This is a genomic window from Burkholderia sp. Bp8998 (genome assembly GCF_003854235.1).
Lineage (GTDB): Bacteria > Pseudomonadota > Gammaproteobacteria > Burkholderiales > Burkholderiaceae > Burkholderia.
Genome location: NZ_QTQF01000004.1, coordinates 68,903 through 86,714, shown reverse-complemented (window position 1 = coordinate 86,714; position 17,812 = coordinate 68,903). Strand labels below are relative to the sequence as shown.

Annotated in this window: 15 protein-coding genes; 9 read left to right on the top strand and 6 right to left on the bottom strand. The window is 68.1% G+C overall.

What is annotated here, in order from left to right:
- Positions 1–241: 241 nt before the first annotated feature.
- The 5 genes from glyQ to DIE06_RS06705 are packed head-to-tail and all read left to right on the top strand — an operon-like array spanning position 242 to position 5,699.
- Positions 242–1,246 (top strand): glycine--tRNA ligase subunit alpha, encoded by a 1,005-nt coding sequence (gene glyQ / locus DIE06_RS06725; protein ID WP_006477868.1) that lies wholly within the window; start codon positions 242–244, stop codon positions 1,244–1,246.
- A gap of 22 nt (positions 1,247–1,268) precedes the next feature.
- Positions 1,269–3,368, top strand: coding sequence for a glycine--tRNA ligase subunit beta (glyS, locus tag DIE06_RS06720; RefSeq protein WP_124660728.1), 2,100 nt, complete (start codon positions 1,269–1,271; stop codon positions 3,366–3,368).
- Positions 3,369–3,378: 10 nt separating this feature from the next.
- A complete protein-coding gene (gene gmhB / locus DIE06_RS06715; protein WP_124660727.1) occupies positions 3,379–3,942 on the top strand; it encodes a D-glycero-beta-D-manno-heptose 1,7-bisphosphate 7-phosphatase in 564 nt (187 codons plus the stop codon).
- Positions 3,943–3,985: 43 nt separating this feature from the next.
- Complete coding sequence (locus DIE06_RS06710; RefSeq protein ID WP_124660726.1) at positions 3,986–4,750, top strand: 1-acyl-sn-glycerol-3-phosphate acyltransferase; 765 nt, start codon at positions 3,986–3,988, stop codon at positions 4,748–4,750.
- Between the two features lie 46 nt (positions 4,751–4,796).
- The gene (locus tag DIE06_RS06705; RefSeq protein ID WP_124660725.1) at positions 4,797–5,699 is read left to right on the top strand and encodes a M48 family metallopeptidase; all 903 of its coding nucleotides are present in this window, start codon (positions 4,797–4,799) and stop codon (positions 5,697–5,699) included.
- 107 nt (positions 5,700–5,806) lie between these two features.
- Here the strand turns inward: DIE06_RS06705 and gloA are convergent, their stop codons facing one another.
- Entirely contained in the window at positions 5,807–6,196 is a 390-nt protein-coding gene (gene gloA, locus DIE06_RS06700) for a lactoylglutathione lyase (protein WP_124660724.1), read from the bottom strand.
- 365 nt (positions 6,197–6,561) lie between these two features.
- On the opposite strand from gloA, the gene DIE06_RS06695 reads away from it, so the two are divergent.
- Positions 6,562–7,497, top strand: coding sequence for a DMT family transporter (locus DIE06_RS06695; protein ID WP_124660723.1), 936 nt, complete (start codon positions 6,562–6,564; stop codon positions 7,495–7,497).
- A 131-nt stretch (positions 7,498–7,628) separates the two neighbouring features.
- Here the strand turns inward: DIE06_RS06695 and rsmA are convergent, their stop codons facing one another.
- The 4 genes from rsmA to DIE06_RS06675 are packed head-to-tail and all read right to left on the bottom strand — an operon-like array spanning position 7,629 to position 13,286.
- A complete protein-coding gene (rsmA, locus tag DIE06_RS06690) occupies positions 7,629–8,459 on the bottom strand; it encodes a 16S rRNA (adenine(1518)-N(6)/adenine(1519)-N(6))-dimethyltransferase RsmA (protein ID WP_124660722.1) in 831 nt (276 codons plus the stop codon).
- A gap of 55 nt (positions 8,460–8,514) precedes the next feature.
- Positions 8,515–9,504, bottom strand: a complete 990-nt coding sequence (gene pdxA / locus DIE06_RS06685) for a 4-hydroxythreonine-4-phosphate dehydrogenase PdxA (protein ID WP_124660721.1) — start codon at positions 9,502–9,504, stop codon at positions 8,515–8,517.
- Between the two features lie 11 nt (positions 9,505–9,515).
- Positions 9,516–10,874: a peptidylprolyl isomerase gene (locus DIE06_RS06680; protein ID WP_124660720.1), complete on the bottom strand. Its 1,359-nt coding sequence runs from the start codon at positions 10,872–10,874 to the stop codon at positions 9,516–9,518.
- A gap of 51 nt (positions 10,875–10,925) precedes the next feature.
- Positions 10,926–13,286 (bottom strand): LPS-assembly protein LptD, encoded by a 2,361-nt coding sequence (locus DIE06_RS06675; protein WP_124660719.1) that lies wholly within the window; start codon positions 13,284–13,286, stop codon positions 10,926–10,928.
- Positions 13,287–13,509: 223 nt separating this feature from the next.
- Between DIE06_RS06675 and DIE06_RS06670 the strand changes: the two genes are divergently transcribed.
- Both DIE06_RS06670 and murU read left to right on the top strand, forming a co-directional pair.
- A complete protein-coding gene (locus tag DIE06_RS06670; protein WP_124660718.1) occupies positions 13,510–14,559 on the top strand; it encodes an aminoglycoside phosphotransferase family protein in 1,050 nt (349 codons plus the stop codon).
- Positions 14,560–14,581: 22 nt separating this feature from the next.
- Complete coding sequence (murU, locus tag DIE06_RS06665) at positions 14,582–15,304, top strand: N-acetylmuramate alpha-1-phosphate uridylyltransferase MurU (RefSeq protein WP_124660717.1); 723 nt, start codon at positions 14,582–14,584, stop codon at positions 15,302–15,304.
- 47 nt (positions 15,305–15,351) lie between these two features.
- Here the strand turns inward: murU and DIE06_RS06660 are convergent, their stop codons facing one another.
- The gene (locus DIE06_RS06660; RefSeq protein ID WP_124660716.1) at positions 15,352–17,223 is read right to left on the bottom strand and encodes an ABC transporter ATP-binding protein/permease; all 1,872 of its coding nucleotides are present in this window, start codon (positions 17,221–17,223) and stop codon (positions 15,352–15,354) included.
- 177 nt (positions 17,224–17,400) lie between these two features.
- On the opposite strand from DIE06_RS06660, the gene DIE06_RS06650 reads away from it, so the two are divergent.
- Positions 17,401–17,796 carry an acyl-CoA thioesterase gene (locus DIE06_RS06650; RefSeq protein WP_124612620.1) on the top strand — a complete coding sequence of 132 codons (396 nt, stop codon included), beginning with the start codon at positions 17,401–17,403 and terminating at the stop codon, positions 17,794–17,796.
- Positions 17,797–17,812: the final 16 nt, after the last annotated feature.

Here is a 17,812-nt window from a genome sequence, read left to right as displayed (position 1 = left end):
TTCGCGACGTCGCATGCACGTGCGCACCGTGCCCACAGGCAACCCGTGCACAGGCTGCGGACGGCTCGCCCGGAACACCGCCGACAGCCCCTTCGTCCGCGTTCCGGCCGCATCCGGTCGCCGATCCGGTAAAATTGCGGGTTTCAGCACACTAACAAGCCGCGCCGCCGCGCGAGCCGACCCTCCGGGCCCCGCCCGGAGCGCCGCCCGCAACGGAGCGCCAGCGCCACGAAGGCTCTTCATGCTTACGTTTCAGCAAATCATCCTGACGCTGCAGTCCTACTGGGACAAGCAGGGTTGCGCTCTGCTCCAGCCCATCGACATGGAAGTCGGCGCGGGCACGTCGCACGTCCACACGTTCCTGCGCGCGGTCGGCCCCGAGCCGTGGCGCGCCGCCTACGTGCAGCCGTCGCGCCGCCCGAAGGACGGCCGGTACGGCGAGAATCCGAACCGCCTGCAGCATTACTACCAGTACCAGGTCGTGCTCAAGCCGGCGCCGGAAAACATCCTCGACCTCTACCTCGGCTCGCTGGAAGCGCTCGGCTTCGACCTGAAACAGAACGACGTGCGCTTCGTCGAGGACGACTGGGAGAACCCGACGCTCGGCGCGTGGGGCCTCGGCTGGGAAGTGTGGCTGAACGGGATGGAAGTCACGCAGTTCACGTATTTCCAGGAAGTCGGCGGCCTCGAATGCAAGCCCGTGCTCGGCGAGATCACCTACGGCCTCGAGCGCCTCGCGATGTACCTGCAGAAGGTCGAGAACGTGTATGACCTGGTCTGGACGGAATGGGAAGAGCAAGGCCCGAACGGCCCCGAGCTGCGCCGCCTGTCGTACGGCGACGTCTACCACCAGAACGAGGTCGAGCAGTCGACCTACAACTTCGAGCACGCGAACGTCGACCTGCTGTTCACGTTCTTCAACAGCTACGAAGCGGAAGCGAAGAAGATGATCGACGCGCAGCTCGCGCTGCCCGCGTACGAACTCGTGCTGAAGGCCGGCCACACGTTCAACCTGCTCGACGCGCGCGGCGCGATCTCGGTGACCGAGCGTGCGGCGTACATCGGCCGCATCCGCGCGCTGTCGCGTCTTGTCGCGCAGGCTTACTACGACTCGCGCGAGAAGCTCGGCTTCCCGATGCTCGGCAACCCGCCGGGCGTGCCGGGCCTCACCACCGACGCCCAGGACGCCGCCCAGCCGGCATGGGCACCGCCGCTCAAGGTCGAACGCAAGATCGATCAGGACTGACGAGACGAGATTTATTCCAGACATGACGCACAATCATCCCGCCCCCCTGCTCGTCGAACTGCTGACCGAAGAGCTGCCGCCGAAGGCCCTCGCGCGCCTCGGCGACGCATTCGCCGAAGGTCTCGCGCAACGCCTCGCGGCCCGCGACCTCGTCGAAGGCGAACTCGTATTCGAACGCTACGCCACGCCGCGCCGCCTCGCGGTCGTCGTGCAGAACGTGCGCGCCGTCGCGCCTGAAAGGCAGGTTCGCGAAAAGGTCCTGCCCGTGTCGGTCGCGCTCGACGCGGACGGCAAGCCGACCGCCCCGCTCGCGAAGAAGCTCGCGGCGCTCGGCCATCCGAACCTGTCGATCGCCGATCTCGAGCGCGCACAGGACGGCAAGGCCGAAGCGTTCTTCGTCAACTATTCGGCTGCCGGCGCGACGCTCGCCGACGGGCTGCAGGCCGCGCTCGACGAAGCGCTCGCGAAGCTGCCGATCCCGAAGTTCATGACCTACCAGCGCCCGGACGGCTCCGACGTCAAGTTCGTGCGCCCGGTGCACCGCCTGACGGTGCTGCACGACGATCGCATCGTGCCCGTCACCGCATTCGGCGTCGATGCCGGCGACACCACGCTCGGCCACCGCTTCCTGTCCGACGGCCTCGTCGCGATCCAGCATGCGCGCGCGTATGCCGACACGCTGCGCGACAAGGGCCGCGTGATCGCGCACTTCGCCGATCGCCGCGAAACGATCCGCACGCAGCTGAACGAACACGCGAACGGCGACACGGTCGTGATGCCCGAATCGCTGCTCGACGAAGTGACGTCGCTGGTCGAATGGCCGGTCGTCTATCCGTGCCGCTTCGAGGACGAATTCCTGCAGGTCCCGCAGGAATGCCTGATCCTCACGATGCAGACGAACCAGAAATACTTCGCGCTGACCGACATCGCCGGCAAGCTGCGCTCGCGCTTCCTGATCGTGTCGAACATCGAGACGAAGACGCCGGGCGAGATCGTCGAAGGCAACGAGCGCGTCGTGCGCCCGCGCCTCGCCGACGCGAAGTTCTTCTTCGAGCAGGACAAGAAAAAGCCGCTCGCCGACCGCGTGCCGCTGCTCGCGAACGTCGTCTATCACAACAAGCTCGGTTCGGCGCTCGCGCGCATCGAGCGCCTCGAGGCGCTGGCCGGCGAGATCGCGCCCGCGATCGGCGCCGACGCCGCGCACGCGAAGCGTGCCGCGCGCCTCGCGAAGGCCGACCTGCTGACCGACATGGTCGGCGAGTTCCCGGAACTGCAGGGCACGATGGGCACGTACTACGCGCGCCACGACGGCGAAGCCGACGACGTCGCGCTCGCCTGCGCCGAGCACTACCAGCCGCGCTTCTCCGGCGACGCGCTGCCGACCACGCCGGTGTCCACCGCCGTCGCGCTCGCCGACAAGCTCGAGACGATCGTCGGCATCTGGGGCATCGGCCTCGCGCCGACCGGCGAGAAGGATCCGTTCGCGCTGCGCCGTCACGCGCTCGGCGTGCTGCGCCTGCTGCTCGAGAAACAGCTGCCGCTCGATCTCGTATCGCTGCTGCGCACGGCCCATGCGCGCTTCGAAAGCGTGCCGGGCGTCGCCGAATCGACCGACGCGATCTTCGCTTTCTTCACGGACCGCCTGCGCGGCCTCCTGCGCGAACGCGGCTACTCCGCCGGCGAAGTCGACGCGGTGCTGAGCCTGAACCCGACGCGCGTCGACGATCTCGTCGCGCGCCTCGACGCGGTGCGCGAATTCACGCGCCTCGCGGAAGCCGAAGCGCTCGCGGCCGCGAACAAGCGGATCTCGAACATCCTGAAGAAGTCAGAAGGCGGCGCGAACGGCGCGGTGCAGCCGACGCTGCTCGTCGAGGCCGCCGAAAAGGCGCTGCACGAACAGCTCGCGGCCGTGACGCCGCACGTGCAGTCGCAGCTCGAGGCACGTGCGTACACCGGCGCGCTGTCGGCGCTCGCCGCGCTGCGCGCGCCGGTCGACACGTTCTTCAACGACGTGATGGTCAACGCCGAGGATCCCGCGCTGCGCGCGAACCGTCTCGCGCTGCTGTCCGCGCTGCATCAGCAGATGAACTGCGTCGCCGACATCTCGAAGCTCGCCGCATAAGGGCCGAACGATGCCGACCAGCGCCAACCGCAAGCTCGTCGTCCTCGACCGGGACGGCGTGATCAACGTCGATTCGGACGCGTTCATCAAGACGCCCGACGAGTGGATCGCGCTGCCCGGCAGCCTCGAGGCGATCGCTCGACTCAACCACGCGGGCTATCGCGTGGTCGTCGCGACCAACCAGTCCGGCATCGGTCGCGGGCTGTTCGACATGGCCACGCTCAACGCGATGCACCTGAAGATGCATCGCGCGGCGGCCGCGGTCGGCGCACGCATCGACGCGGTGTTCTTCTGCCCGCATACGTCGGAAGACCACTGCGACTGCCGCAAGCCGAAACCCGGCATGATGCAGATGATCGCCGAGCGCTTCGAGATCGATCCAGCCCACACGCCAGCCGTCGGCGATTCGCTGCGCGACCTGCAGGCCGGTGTCGCGGTCGGCTTCCAGCCGCACCTCGTGCTGACCGGCAAGGGCAAGAAGACGCTCGCCGCGGGCAACCTGCCGGACGGCACGAAGGTCCATGACGACCTGCGCGCGTTCGCGCTCGACTTCCTTTCACACGAACACGAGTGATGCGGCCGCCGCGCGCATCCTCCCTACTGTCAGACCCACGCCGATGCGCTTCGTCCGCTCCCTGCTGCTGCTGATCTACTTCATCCTGTACACGGTGCCGTACGCCACCGCGTGCTTCATCGCGTTCCCGTTCATGCGTCCCGACGCGCGCTACTGGATGGCGGCCGGCTGGTGCAAGTCGACGCTGTGGGTCGTGCGCTGGCTGAACGGCATCCGCTACCGGATCGAAGGGATGGAAAACCTGCCCGACGGCCCGGCCGTGCTGCTGTCGAAGCACCAGTCCGCGTGGGAGACGCTCGCGTTTCCGGCGCTGATGCCGAAGCCGCTCTGCTACGTGTTCAAGCGCGAGCTGCTGTACGTGCCGTTCTTCGGCTGGGCGCTCGGGCTGCTGCACATGGTCAACATCAACCGCAAGGAAGGCAAGAATGCATTCGTGTCGGTGATCCGCCAGGGCAAGAAGCGCCTGTCGGAGGGCGCGTGGATGATCATGTTCCCGGAAGGCACGCGCACGCCGGTCGGCAAGCAGGGCAAGTACAAGACGGGCGGCGCGCGCTTCGCGATCGAAACCGGCACGCCGGTCGTGCCGATCGCGCACAATGCAGGTCGTGTGTGGCCGCGCAATTCGTTCACGAAATTCCCGGGCGTCGTCACCGTGTCGATCGGCAAGCCGATTCCCGTCGACGGGAAGACGCCCGACGTATTGAACTCGCAGGTCGAAGCGTGGATCGAAGCGGAAATGCGCCGCATCGATCCCGATGCGTATCGCCAGCCGGGCAACGCCGGCACGCGCGATGCCGCGCGCGTCTGAATCACCCGGATTGCAGCCGTTGCGTACGACGAAACGAAGCGAACTGATGAAAAAGCGTCCGCGACCACGGCCTGCCGTCGTGGCCCTCGATCATCGACAGATGGACCTGCCGCTCTTCGACGGGCCGGCAGCGGCATCGTCGGCGCCCGCCGCACCGCCCTCGCCGCCCGAAGCGGCGGCTGCTCCCGCAACGCCCGCGGCCCCGCTCGATCCGGGCCCCGCGCCCGATCGCTCCCGCGTCCGCACCTTCGCACTCGACAGCCGCGTGCTCGAGTACCGGTTGAAGCGCTCCGCGCGCCGCACGATCGGCTTCACGATCGACGGCAGCGGGCTGTCGATCACCGCGCCGCGCTGGGTCACGCTCGCCGACATCGAAGCGGCGATCGCCGAAAAGCAGCGCTGGATCTTCGCGAAGCTCGCGGAGTGGAAGACCCGCACCGAGCAGCGCGCGCTGCCTCAGATCGACTGGCGCGACGGCGCGCAACTCCCGTATCTCGGCAAGACGATCACGATCGCGCTCGGCGCGGGCGCCGTCGCATTCGACGCCGATGCGCTGCGGCTGTCGCTGCCGCTGCCCGCGCAGGCCGACACGCAGCAGATCAAGGATCGCGTGCAGGGCTGGCTGCAGGGCGAAGCCAGGCGGATCTTCGGCGAGCGCCTCGTCGTCTACGCGGAAAGGCTCGGCGTCACGTATTCGATGGTTGCGCTGTCGTCGGCCGCGACGCGCTGGGGCAGCTGCTCGAGCGACGGCAAGATCCGGCTGAACTGGCGGCTGATCCACTTCCCGATGTCGATCATCGACTACGTCGTCGCGCACGAGCTGTCGCACCTGCGCGAGATGAACCATAGCCCGGCGTTCTGGCAGACCGTCGAATCGATCTTCCCGGAATTCCGCGAAGCGCGGCACACGCTCAAGCACCATCCGCCCGAGCTGCTGCCGTCGCTGTAACGCGATCAGTCGTACCGACATGCAAACGGGCGATGCGGATCCCTCCGCATCGCCCGTTTTCGTTGCCCGCGACACACTTCGTGCGCCGCGCGCCGCTCATCCCGCGCTCAGCTCGCCTTCTTCTGGATGAACTCGATCTTGTAGCCGTCCGGATCCTCGACGAATGCGATCACGGTCGTGCCGTGCTTCATCGGGCCCGCTTCGCGGGTCACCTTGCCGCCTTGCGCCTTGATCCTGTCGCAGGCCGCGTACGCGTCGTCGACTTCCACCGCCAGGTGGCCGAAGCCATTGCCGAGATCGTAGGACGGCGTATCCCAGTTATGGGTCAGCTCGATCACGGTTCCCGTGCTTTCCGCTTCATAGCCGACGAACGCGAGCGTGAACTTGCCTTCCGGATAATCGTCGCGACGCAGCAGCTTCATGCCGAGCAATTCGGTGTAGAACTTGATCGAGCGGTCGAGATCGCCGACTCGCAGCATCGTATGCAGCAAACGCATGGGTTGTACTCCTGTGGGGACTTTCCAGAACCGGAAATTCTACCGGAGTCGGGTGAATCCCGCCGCCGGCGCCCCGGCAACCATCAGCCGGCACCGAACCTCTGCGCCATGGGCCCGACGCCCGTGCGCCGGTGGAAACCAACCCGCGCAACGCGCCCCGCCGCGCCGGCCGATCGGGTAACATCCCCCCACCTCGCACCAAAATCGGGCATGTTGCCCGCCGCCGGAACGCGACCACCACCCCATTCAGCCAAACTGCCTGCCGTGCGAAACCGCCGACTCGAGCGTGCCGGACCCGCCGTCCGTCCGCCGCTGCCCATGCCCATGTCCCTGCCCGCTTCCCGCCGCACCGGCGAGGTCCGCCGATGACCGCGCTCGCCGGCACGCCCGCGCGCCGCGCGCTCGACACGCGCGCCATCGGCGTGATGCTGCTGCTCTGCGCGATCTGGGGCTTCCAGCAGGTCGCGATCAAGAGCACGAACGCGGCGATCCCGCCGATGTTCCAGGCCGGGCTGCGCTCGGTGATCGCCGCGCTCCTGCTGTGGGGCTGGGCCCGCTCGCGCGGCACGCCGCTGTTCCGCGCGGACGGCACGCTCGGCGCGGGCATCGCGGCTGGTGCGCTGTTCGCCGGCGAGTTCATCTGCGTGTTCTTCGGGCTGACGCTGACGAGCGCGTCGCACATGGCGATCTTCCTGTACACGGCACCGTGCTTCACGGCGCTCGGCCTGCACCTGTTCGCGCCGGGCGAACGGCTGCAGCGCGTCCAGTGGGCCGGCGTCGGCCTCGCGTTCGCCGGAATCGCGCTCGCGTTCGCGGACGGCTTCCTGAAGCCGCGCGCGCCCGGCGCGTCGGTCCTGGCGGGGCTCGCCGGCGACGCGCTCGGCATCCTCGGCGGCGCGATGTGGGCCGCGACGACGGTCGTCGTGCGCTCGACGTCGCTCGCGCGGGCCAGCGCGAGCAAGACGCTGTTCTACCAGCTCGCGGTGTCGGCCGTCTTGCTGGTCGCGCTCGCCGCGCTGCTCGGCCAGATGTCGTTGGCGCAGGTCACGCCGATCTCGCTCGCGAGCCTCGCGTACCAGTCGGTGATCGTCGCGTTCGTCAGCTATCTGTCGTGGTTCTGGCTGCTGACGCGCTACAGCGCGTCGCGGCTGTCGGTGTTCACGTTCCTGTCGCCGCTGTTCGGCGTCGCGTTCGGCGTGCTGCTGCTCGGCGAATCGGTCGGCTGGCGTTTCATGTCCGCGGCCACGCTGGTGCTGACCGGGATCGCGCTCGTCAACGCGCCGCCGCGCCGGCGCACGTAACGCCGCGCGGCCGCCTTCCGGTATCGGCGACGAGGACCCGGGAAAATAAAAAGGCTGTCCGTCAGGACAGCCTCGTGAACCTCGAGCCGGCACGTGCCGCGCGTTGGCCGCACGTTGCCGGTGAGTTCCCGCTACTCCGCGGCCTTGCGCGCCGTCGCCAGCGCCTGCGCGACGCCGACATATTCGGCCACGCTCACATCCTCCGCGCGTCGCGCGAGATCGAAGCCGAGCCCGTCGAAATCGATCGTCTCGCGGTAGTCGCCGAGCGTATTGCGCAGCATCTTGCGGCGCTGCGAAAACGCGGCCGTGACGACTTCGCCGAGCAGCACGGGATCGACGTCCGGCAGTTCGTGCGGCTCGTACGGAATCATCCGGACGATCGCCGAATCGACCTTCGGCGGCGGCTGGAACGATTCCGGCGGCACGTCGAGCATCTTCTCCATCACGTAGCGGTACTGCAGCATCACCGACAGCCGCGAGAACGCCTTCGTGCCCGGCTCCGCGACCATCCGTTCGACGACTTCGTTCTGCAGCATGAAATGCTGGTCGATGACCGCGTCGGCGAACGTCATCAGGTGAAACAGCAGCGGGCTGGAAATGTTGTACGGCAGGTTGCCGACGATCCGCAGCGACGGCTTGTCGCCGGGCGCCGCGAGCGAGCGGAAGTCGAACGCGAGCGCGTCGCCCGCGTGCAGTTCCAGCAGCGCGCCGAAGCGCTGCTGCAGGCGCCCGATCAGGTCGCGGTCGAGTTCGACCCCATGCAGCGGCGACTCGGGCGTCGCGAGACGCGCAATCAGCGGCTCGGTCAGCGCGCCGAGGCCGGGGCCGATCTCGACCATCCGCTGGCCGCGCGCGGGACCGATCGTCGCGACGATCGAGTCGATCACACCGTGATCGACGAGGAAGTTCTGCCCGAAGCGCTTGCGCGCGAAGTGGCCTTGGTGCTGTCTGCTGTTCGACATCGACTGAGAAAAACGAAAAATACGACGAATGAGGTCAGGCTCGAGCCCGTGCGCGTCAGGACGCGCGGCGATGGCGCGCCATCGTGACCGCCGTGTCGAGCGCGGCGACCATGCTGCCCGGATCCGCTCGGCCGGTGCCGGCCAGATCCAGCGCGGTGCCATGGTCGACCGACGTGCGGATGATCGGCAGCCCGAGCGTGACGTTGATGCCCTCGCCGAAGGTCGCATACTTCAGCACGGGCAGGCCCTGATCGTGGAACATCGCGAGCACGCAATCGGCATCCTCGAGATAGCGCGGCTGGAACAGCGTGTCGGCCGGATACGGGCCGCGCGCGTCGATGCCCTGCGCTTGCGCGCGCGCGAGCGCCGGCGAGATCACGTCGATCTCCTCGCGCCCGAGATAGCCGTTCTCGCCCGCGTGCGGGTTCAGCCCCGTCACGAGGATGCGCGGCGCGGCCAGACCGAAGTCGCGCCGCAGGTCGCGATCGATGATCGCCAGCGTCTCGACGAGCCCGTCGATCGTCAGCGCGGCCGACACGTCCTTCAGCGGCAGGTGCGTGGTCGCGAGCGCGACGCGCAGCGGCCGCTCGCCCGTGCCCGCCAGCATCATCACGACACGCGGCGTGTGCGTGCGTTCCGCCAGGTATTCGGTATGGCCGGTAAACGGCACGCCGGCATCGTTGATCGTGCTCTTCTGCAACGGTGCGGTGACGATCGCGTCGAACCGGCCCGTCACAGCGCCGTCGATCGCGGCATCGAGCAGCCCGAGCACATAGCGGCCGTTGGCCGCGTCGAGCTTGCCCGCCTGCACGGGGACGGCAAGCGGATGATGCTCGACCGACACCGGCCCGCCGCCGGCGAGCATCGCACGGTCGGCACCGACGGCCGCCGCGCGCGCGTCGAGCAGTGCGGCGTCGCCGAGCACGGTGAAATGCGCGCCGGGCCAGCGCCGCTTGGCATCCTGCAACGCCTGCACGGTCAGCTCCGGGCCGACACCCGCGGGTTCGCCGGTCGTGATCGCGATCTGCAGCGCGGATGCCGTCATCTGAAGCTCGCTCAGTTCGCCGGGCCGACGCCGCCGATCTTGTACTGCACGTACGACGAATCGCGCAGTTCGCGCAGCCAGTCGGCGTACGCCTGCTCGGCCTTGCGCTGGCCGATCGCCTGGCGCGCGATATCCATCTGCTGCTGCACCGAGCCTTCCGCCTCGCGGCGCTCCATCACCTGGATCAGGTGGTAGCCGTACTCGGTACGAATCGGCTGACTGATCTGGCCGTCCTGCAGGTTGTTCATCGCGCGCTCGAATTCCGGCACGGTCTCGCCCGGGCTGATCCAGCCCAGATCACCGCCCTGCGACGCCGAACCGTCCTGCGAGTAGGTGCGCGCGAATTTCGCGAAATCGGCACCGGCCTCGACCTGCTTGCGGATGTCCTGCAGCTGTTGGCGCGCCTGCCCTTCCGACTTGCCTTCGCCGACGCGCAACAGGATGTGGCGCACGTGCGTCTGGACGATCTTCGGTGCCGCGGCGGTCGCGCCCTGGCTCTGGCGACGGTCGACGAGACGCACGATCTCGAAGCCGTCCGGCACGCGGACCAGCGTCGGGTTGACCTGGCCGGGGCGGAGCTTCGACGCGGCTTCGACGACGTCGGCCGGCAGCGCGCTCGGCGACTTGAAGCCGAGGTCACCGCCCTTCTTCGCGTCGTTCGCCTCTGAATTGTTCTTCGCGAGCTTCTCGAAATCGGCGCCCGACGTGGCCTGCTGCAGCAGCGCTTCGGCCTTCTTCTGCGCGGCTTCGATGTCGGCCTGCGGTGCGTTGGTCGGTGCCTTGATGAAGATGTGCTGGAAGCGCAGATCCTGCTGCTGCGATGCGTTCGGCCCGCGCTGGCTCGCGATGTAGTTCGCGACCTCGGCGTCCGACACGGTGATCTTGCCGTCGACCTCGCGCTCGCGCAGCTTCGACAGCATCAGCTCGGTGCGGGCGTCGCTCGTGAACACGCTCCAGGGCACGCCTTGCGCGACGATCCGCGCGCGATACTGATCGAGCGTCATCCCGTTCGCCTGCGCGAGGCGCTGCAGCGTGGACTGCACGGTCGCGTCGTCGACGCGGATCCCGTCGTCCTTGGCCTTCTGCACCTGGATGCGTTCGAGCACCATCTGGTTCAGCACCTGCGCGCGCAGCTGGTCGGCCGGCGGCACGGGTGCGTTCTGCTGCTGCAGCCGGCGCGAGATCAGGCCGACGCGCTGGTCGAGTTCGCGGCCCGTGATCACGTCGTTGTTGACGACTGCGACGACTTCGTCGGTGAGCTGCGCGCCTTGCGAACCGAGCGCCTGCGCCGCGGCCGGCGCAGCGGCGAGCAGCGCGGCGGACGCGGCGAGGCCGGACACCACTGCCGCGAAACGAAGGGTTTTCTTCATTGCCACTGAAACTCCATTGAAATCGTGCTGACCGGTGCAGACAAGCCGGCGTTACTCGTAGTTGCTGAAGCGGGACATCGGCGGCGGCGCGGACGGCAGCGCCGTGTAGCCCGGCACCCCGGCGCGGAAGGCGGCCACGAGGCCGTTGTCGACGCTCGACAGCCCCTTCAACGTCAGCTGCATCATGAAGCGCGTCGACGAGTTCTGCTGCCCCGACGTATTCACGCCGTTCGCGTAGCGCTGGACACCGACCCCGAGCGCCCAGCAATCCGCGTCGTATTGTAAGCCGAGCAGACCGTCGACGACCCGGTCGGCGGCCAGGTCGTAGTTGAAGCGGCCGATCGCATACAGGCGGCGCGTGAGCGGCCATTGCGCGGACACCAGGAACTGGTTGATCGGCTGGTTGTCGAGCGTCGTGTTCGCACGCGTATAGCGATAGCCGACGTTGATCACGCGGCGCTCGCCCGGGCTGAAACCGAAACCGATGCTCGACTTCACGAGCTGGTTGTTATTCTGGTTGTACTGGAACGCCGTCTCCGACATGAAGCCCGAGCCGAGCTTCAGTGCCGCGCCGACGATCAGGTCCGAGTGGCGCGCCTGCACGGCGGACTGCCCCGAATTCAGCCGCACGCGCTGATCGGCGAAATAGTACTGCTGCGCGACCATGAAGCGCGCACGCTCGTCGCCGGTGCGCGGATCGATGAAGCGCGACGTCAGGCCGGCCGTGATCCGGTTCGCGTCCGCGATCCGGTCGTTGCCGACGAACGTGTTCGGCTGGTAGATCTCCGCGAGGCCGAAGTCCGATTCCGCGGTGTCGAACAGCGGCGCGTTCGACTGGTCGCGATACGGCGTGTACACGTAGTACAGGCGCGGCTCGAGGGTCTGGATGAAGTCCTGGCCGAACAGGCGCACCGAGCGGTCGAAGATCAGGCCCGTGTCGAAGGTCACGGTCGGGATCGACTCGGTGAAGCGCTTCGGGCTGTTCGGCGTGCTCGACGACAGGTAGTTCAGGTCGTACGACGCGAAGTGGTACTGGACCTTCGGCACGACGAAGTAGCCGGGGCCGTACACGCCGTACGCGATGTACGGGTTGAAGACGATCCGGTCGCCTTCGGTCGCGTCGGCGGTCGTGATGCGGAACCGCGAATAGTCGGCTTCCGCGCCGAAGTCGAAGCCGCCGACGTTGTACTTCGTGTACTTCACGTTCAACTGCGGCTCGCGGCTATACGGCGCGATCGACGGCGGCAGCGTCTGCCAGTGCTGGTAGCGCGCGAGCACCGACCACGGGCCGTTGTTGTACGTGAGGCCGGCTTCCTGCTGGTACAGCGTCTGCGTCCCGTTGATGAACTGGTTCATCGACCCAAGGTCTTCGGGATACGTGTTGTCCGAGACCTTGTTGAAATAGACGTAGCCGCCGAAACCGCCGCCGAAGTTCTGCTGGTGCTGCCAGTAGATCGCGTAGCGGTCGCGGTGCGCGAGCCGGTCATCCGGCAGGTAATTGGCCGTAAACGTGCCTGAATACGACGGCGACAGATAGCGGAACGTCGCTTCGGTCTGTACGCCGCGCCGCGAGATGATGCGCGGCGTGATCGTCAGGTCGCGGTTCGGCGCGATGTTGAAGTAGTACGGCAGCGACAGCTCGAACCCGTTGTTCGAGTTGATCGAGAAGGTTGGCGGCAGCAGGCCGCTGCGCCGCTCGCCCGACAGCGGGAACGTCATCCACGGGCTCGCGAAGATCGGCACGCCCTGGAAGAACAGCACGCTGTTGCGCGCGGTGCCTTCGTCGGCACCCGTATCGAAGTCGAAGCGGCTGCCCTTGATGTACCACGCGGGGTTCGTCGAGCACTGGCACGCGGTATAGGTGCCGTTGACGAACACCGAGCGCTCGCTGTCGAGCAGGTCGACGCGCTCCGCGCTGCCGGACCCGCCCGTCACGTTGAAGTGGTACTTCGGCGCCGTCATGAAGCCCTGGTTCGCCTCGACCTTCAGATGCGCCTCGGGGCCCGCGAACGACGTGCCGCCGTTGACCACCTTGACCTGGCCGTACGCGTCGGCCATGTCGGTATCCTGATCGTAGTGGATCGCGTCGGCCTTCACGACCGCGTCGCCGCGGCGCAGCTCGGCCGAGCCCTTCGCGGCGAGGTCCTGGTCGGCCGTGCCGCTCGTGTGGTCGGCGATCACGAAGGTGGCCGGCTTCGCGCCGTCCTTCAGCGGATGATCCTCGAGCTGCGGGGCGAGACGCAGGTCCCACGGCGAGTCGAGCGGCTGCGGCTGCGCGGCCGCGCCCGACAGCTGCGCGTACGACACGGCCGGCACGAGGCCGGGCACGGCCAGGAGCGCGAGCGCGAGCCGCCGTTTGCGCGGCGCCCCGTCACCGGGGAAGACATTCGGGAATAGCGGTTTGGGCGGCATCTATCGTTTGGCGAATCGCCCCTTGTCAACCGCACCTGCACGGCACATTCGCGCGCGGCGGGCCGCGCCGCCGCACCGCGACTGCGGCTGAGCGCAAACCGGGGAGGCGATCGGGCGGACGGCGCGACAGGCGGCGGGCCTGCACGGCGGAAGCTGACGCGGGGCGCGTCAAAAAAGTCGTGGGGTATTATATGGCAAGACGTTCCCCCCTCCGCCGAGTTTCATGACGCCCCCATCCGCCGCATCCCAGCCCGACGCCCGCCTCGAAGCCCTGACCGCGTGGCTGCGCCCGCTCGCCGAGCGCTTCGCCCTCGACCTGTCGACCCTCGCGCCCGCGTCGTCGGACGCCAGTTTCCGCCGCTATTTCCGTGTCGCGTCGGCCACGAGCCCAGGCGGCTCGCTGGTCGCGGTCGACGCGCCGCCGCCCGAGAAGTGCCGCGAATTCGTCCAGGTCGCGCAGCTGCTCGCCGCGGCGGGCGACCACGTGCCGGACGTGCTGGCCCACGATTTCGACACCGGCTTCATGCTCGTGACCGACCTCGGCCGCACGTCGTACATCTCGGTGCTCGATCCGGCCGCCCCGGTCGCCGCGCGCCCGCTGATGCGCGACGCGCTCGACGCGCTGATCCGCTTCCAGCTGAGCTCGAAGCCGGACGTGCTGCCGCCGTTCGACGAGGCGTTCCTGCGCCGCGAGATGGAACTGCTGCCCGAATGGTTCGTCGGCCGGCACCTCGGCAAGCCCGTCACCGATGCGATGCGCGGCACCCTCGACCGCACCTTCGCGCTGCTGGTCGCGAGCGCCCATGCGCAGCCGCAGGGCTTCATGCTGCGCGATTTCATGCCGCGCAACCTGATGGTCTGCGAGCCGAACCCCGGTGTACTCGATTTCCAGGACGCCGTGTACGGGCCGCTGACGTACGACGTCGTGTCGCTGCTGCGCGACGCGTTCATCAGCTGGGACGAGGAGTTCGAGCTCGACTGCTTCGCGTACTACTGGGAAAAGGCGAAGAAGGCCGGCCTGCCGGTCGATCCGGACTTCGGCGAGTTCTACCGCCAGCTCGAATGGATGGGGCTGCAGCGCCACATCAAGATTCTCGGCCTGTTCGCGCGCATCAACTACCGCGACGGCAAGCCCCACTACCTGAACGACCTGCCGCGCTTCCTGACCTACGCGCGCAAGGTCGCGCTGCGCTACCGCCCGCTCGTGCCGTTCGCGAAGCTGCTCGATGAGCTCGAGGGCAAGGGCGCGGCCGACGTCGGCTATACGTTCTGACCGCCCTCACCTTCAGCCGAACATGAGCACTACCCTGACCACGGCGATGATCTTCGCCGCCGGCCGCGGCGAGCGGATGCGCCCGCTGACCGACAACTGCCCGAAGCCGCTGCTCGAAGCCGGCGGCAAGCCGCTGATCGTGTGGCAGATCGAGGCGCTCGCCCGCGCGGGCATCGAAACGATCGTGATCAACCACGCGTGGCTCGGCGACCAGCTCGAGGCGGCGCTCGGCGACGGCTCGCGCTGGGGCGTGCGGCTCGCGTATTCGGCCGAAGGCGAAGCGCTGGAAACCGCCGGCGGGATCGCGCTGGCGCTGCCGCTGCTCGAGCGCGACGGCCGGCCGACGGTGTTCGCGGCGGTCGCGGGCGACGTGTACTGCGCATTCGACTACCGGACGCTCGCCGCCCGTGCCGAGCAGATGGCCGCGCTGGATGCGCCCGCGATGCATCTCGTGATGGTGCCGAACCCGCCGTTCCATTCGAACGGCGATTTCGTCCTCCGCGACGACGGCCGGCTGGCACTCGCCGGTGCGCCGCGCGTCACGTTCGGCAGCATCGGCGTGTACGACACGCGGATGTTCCGCGATATCGTGCCCGGCACGCACCGGCCGCTGTCGCCCTACTTCAAGGCGACCATCGAGGCCGGCCGCGCGAGCGGCGAATTGTATGAAGGTATCTGGGAGAACGTCGGCACGCCCGCGCAGCTCGGCGAGCTCGACGCGCGGCTGCGCGCCGCCGCGGCCTGATCGTTACGCGGCTGACCGCGCCGGGCCACCCGGCGCGGCATCCACGCTCACGCGGCCTCGGCCGCTTCGCCGCCGGCCGCCGCGCGCTGCTGCTGCAGCGCCCACATCTGTGCATAGAGCCCGCCCGCGCGCACGAGCTCGTCGTGCGTGCCGCGCTCGACGATCCGCCCGTGGTCCATCACGAGAATCTGCTGCGCATGCACGACCGTCGACAGCCGGTGCGCGATCACGAGCGTCGTGCGGTGCCGCGCGATCTGGTCGAGCTCGTGCTGGATCGCGCGCTCCGAGCGCGAATCGAGCGCCGACGTCGCCTCGTCGAACAACAGCACCGGCGGATCCTTCAGCAGCGTGCGCGCGATCGCGACGCGCTGCTTCTCGCCGCCCGACAGCTTCAGCCCGCGCTCGCCGACCGGCGTGTCATACCCCTTCGGCAAGCTCTCGATGAAGTCGTGGATGTGCGCGGCGCGCGCGGCCGCGATCACTTCGTCGCGGCCCGCGGTCGGCCGGCCGTACGCGATGTTGTAGTAGATCGAGTCGTTGAACAGCACGGTGTCCTGCGGCACGATCCCGATCGACGCGCGCAGCGAGTCCTGCGTGACGTCGCGAATGTCCTGGCCGTCGATCCGGATCGCGCCGCCCGCCTGCCGGTCGAGATCGTAGAAGCGGAACAGCAGCCGCGACAGCGTCGACTTGCCGGACCCGCTGTGACCGACCACCGCGGTCGTCGTGCCCGCGTCGATCGTAAACGTCACGTCGTGCAGGATCTGCCGCGACGCTTCGTACGAGAAGTTCACGTGCTCGAAGCGCACCTGCGCGCCTGCCACCGCGAGCGGCCGCGCGTCGGGCGCGTCCGCGACTTCCCTCGCGGCCGACAGCAGCCCGAACATGCGGTCCATGTCGGTGAGACTCTGCTTCAGCTCGCGATACACGACGCCGAGAAAATTCAGCGGAATGTACAGCTGCAGCATGAACGTGTTGATCAGCACGAGATCGCCGAGCGTCAGCTTGCCGGCCAGCACGCCCTGCGTCGCGCGCCACAGGATGAACACGAGCCCGGTGCCGATGATCGCCTGCTGGCCGAAGTTCAGCACCGACAGCGAGTTCTGCGAACGGATCGCGGCCTTGCGATAGCGCTTCAGGTTCTCGTCGTAGCGCTGCGCCTCCCACTCCTCGTTGCCGAAGTACTTCACCGTCTCGTAGTTGATCAGCGAATCGATCGCCCGCGAGTTCGCGCGCGAATCGAGCTCGTTCATCGTGCGGCGAAAGTGCGTGCGCCAGTTGGTGACCTTCACGGTGAACACGATGTACGTGACCAGCGCCGCGAACGTCACGTACGCGTAGTACGCCTCGTACTTGACCACGAAGAAGCCGAGCACGAGCCCGACTTCCACGAGCGTCGGCAGGATGCTGTACAGCGAATAGGAAATCAGTTGCTGGATGCCGCGCGTGCCGCGCTCGATGTCGCGCGACATGCCGCCCGTCTGGCGCTCGAGATGGAAGCGCAGCGACAGCCCGTGCAGATGCCGGAACACCTGCAGCGCGAGCTGGCGCACCGCGCTCTCGGTGACTTTCGAGAACAGGATCTCGCGCAGCTCGGTGAAGAGCGACGTCGACAGCCGCACGAGCGCATAGGCGATGACCAGCAAACCGACGCCGCCCGCGAGCACGATGCCGGCCGACTGCTCCGCGCGGCCGAGCGCGGTGAGCTGCTGCACGGCGGACAGGTGATCGACGATGCGCTTCATCACGACCGGCACGCCGAGGTTCGCAACCTTCGCGCCGATCAGGCAGCCGAGCGCGAGCGCGACGCGCCATTTGTAGGTGGCCAGGTACGGCAGCAGCGACCGGATGGTCTGCCAGTCGTTGCGGGGCCCGGTCGGAGCCGGCGCGGGCTCGCCGGAAGCGGAATATCGGCGCATGGGGGGAAGGATCGGCGGCGAGTGCCGGACGCATTGCTGCGGCGGCCGGCTCGCCCGCTTTCTCGTACAATTTGCGAACGTTGTATTGTCGCAGAAGCCGCTCCGCGCCGCTGCCGGCGGCCTCGCCGGCCGGCCTGCGCGCGGCGGTGCATTTATTACAGGATGAAAGCCCCCGCCATGACCGATTCGACCCTCGAACTTCCGCAAAAGCAGCCCGCGCTGCGCGTCGTCCCGCAACCGCACGACGCAAACGTCCACGGCGACGTGTTCGGCGGCTGGATCATGTCGCAGGTCGACATCGCCGGTTCGATCCCCGCGAGCCAGCGCGCAAACGGCCGCGTCGCGACGGTCGCGGTCAATTCGTTCGTGTTCAAGCAGCCGGTGTTCGTCGGCGACTTGCTGAGCTTCTACGCCACCATCACGCGCACCGGCAACACGTCGGTGACGGTCGACGTCGAGGTGTACGCGCAGCGCATGCGCCTGATGGGCGAAATCGTGAAGGTCACCGAAGCGACGCTCACCTACGTCGCGACCGGCGCCGACCGCAAGCCGCGGCAACTGCCGCCGCTCTGATCCGTACGCGCCGCGC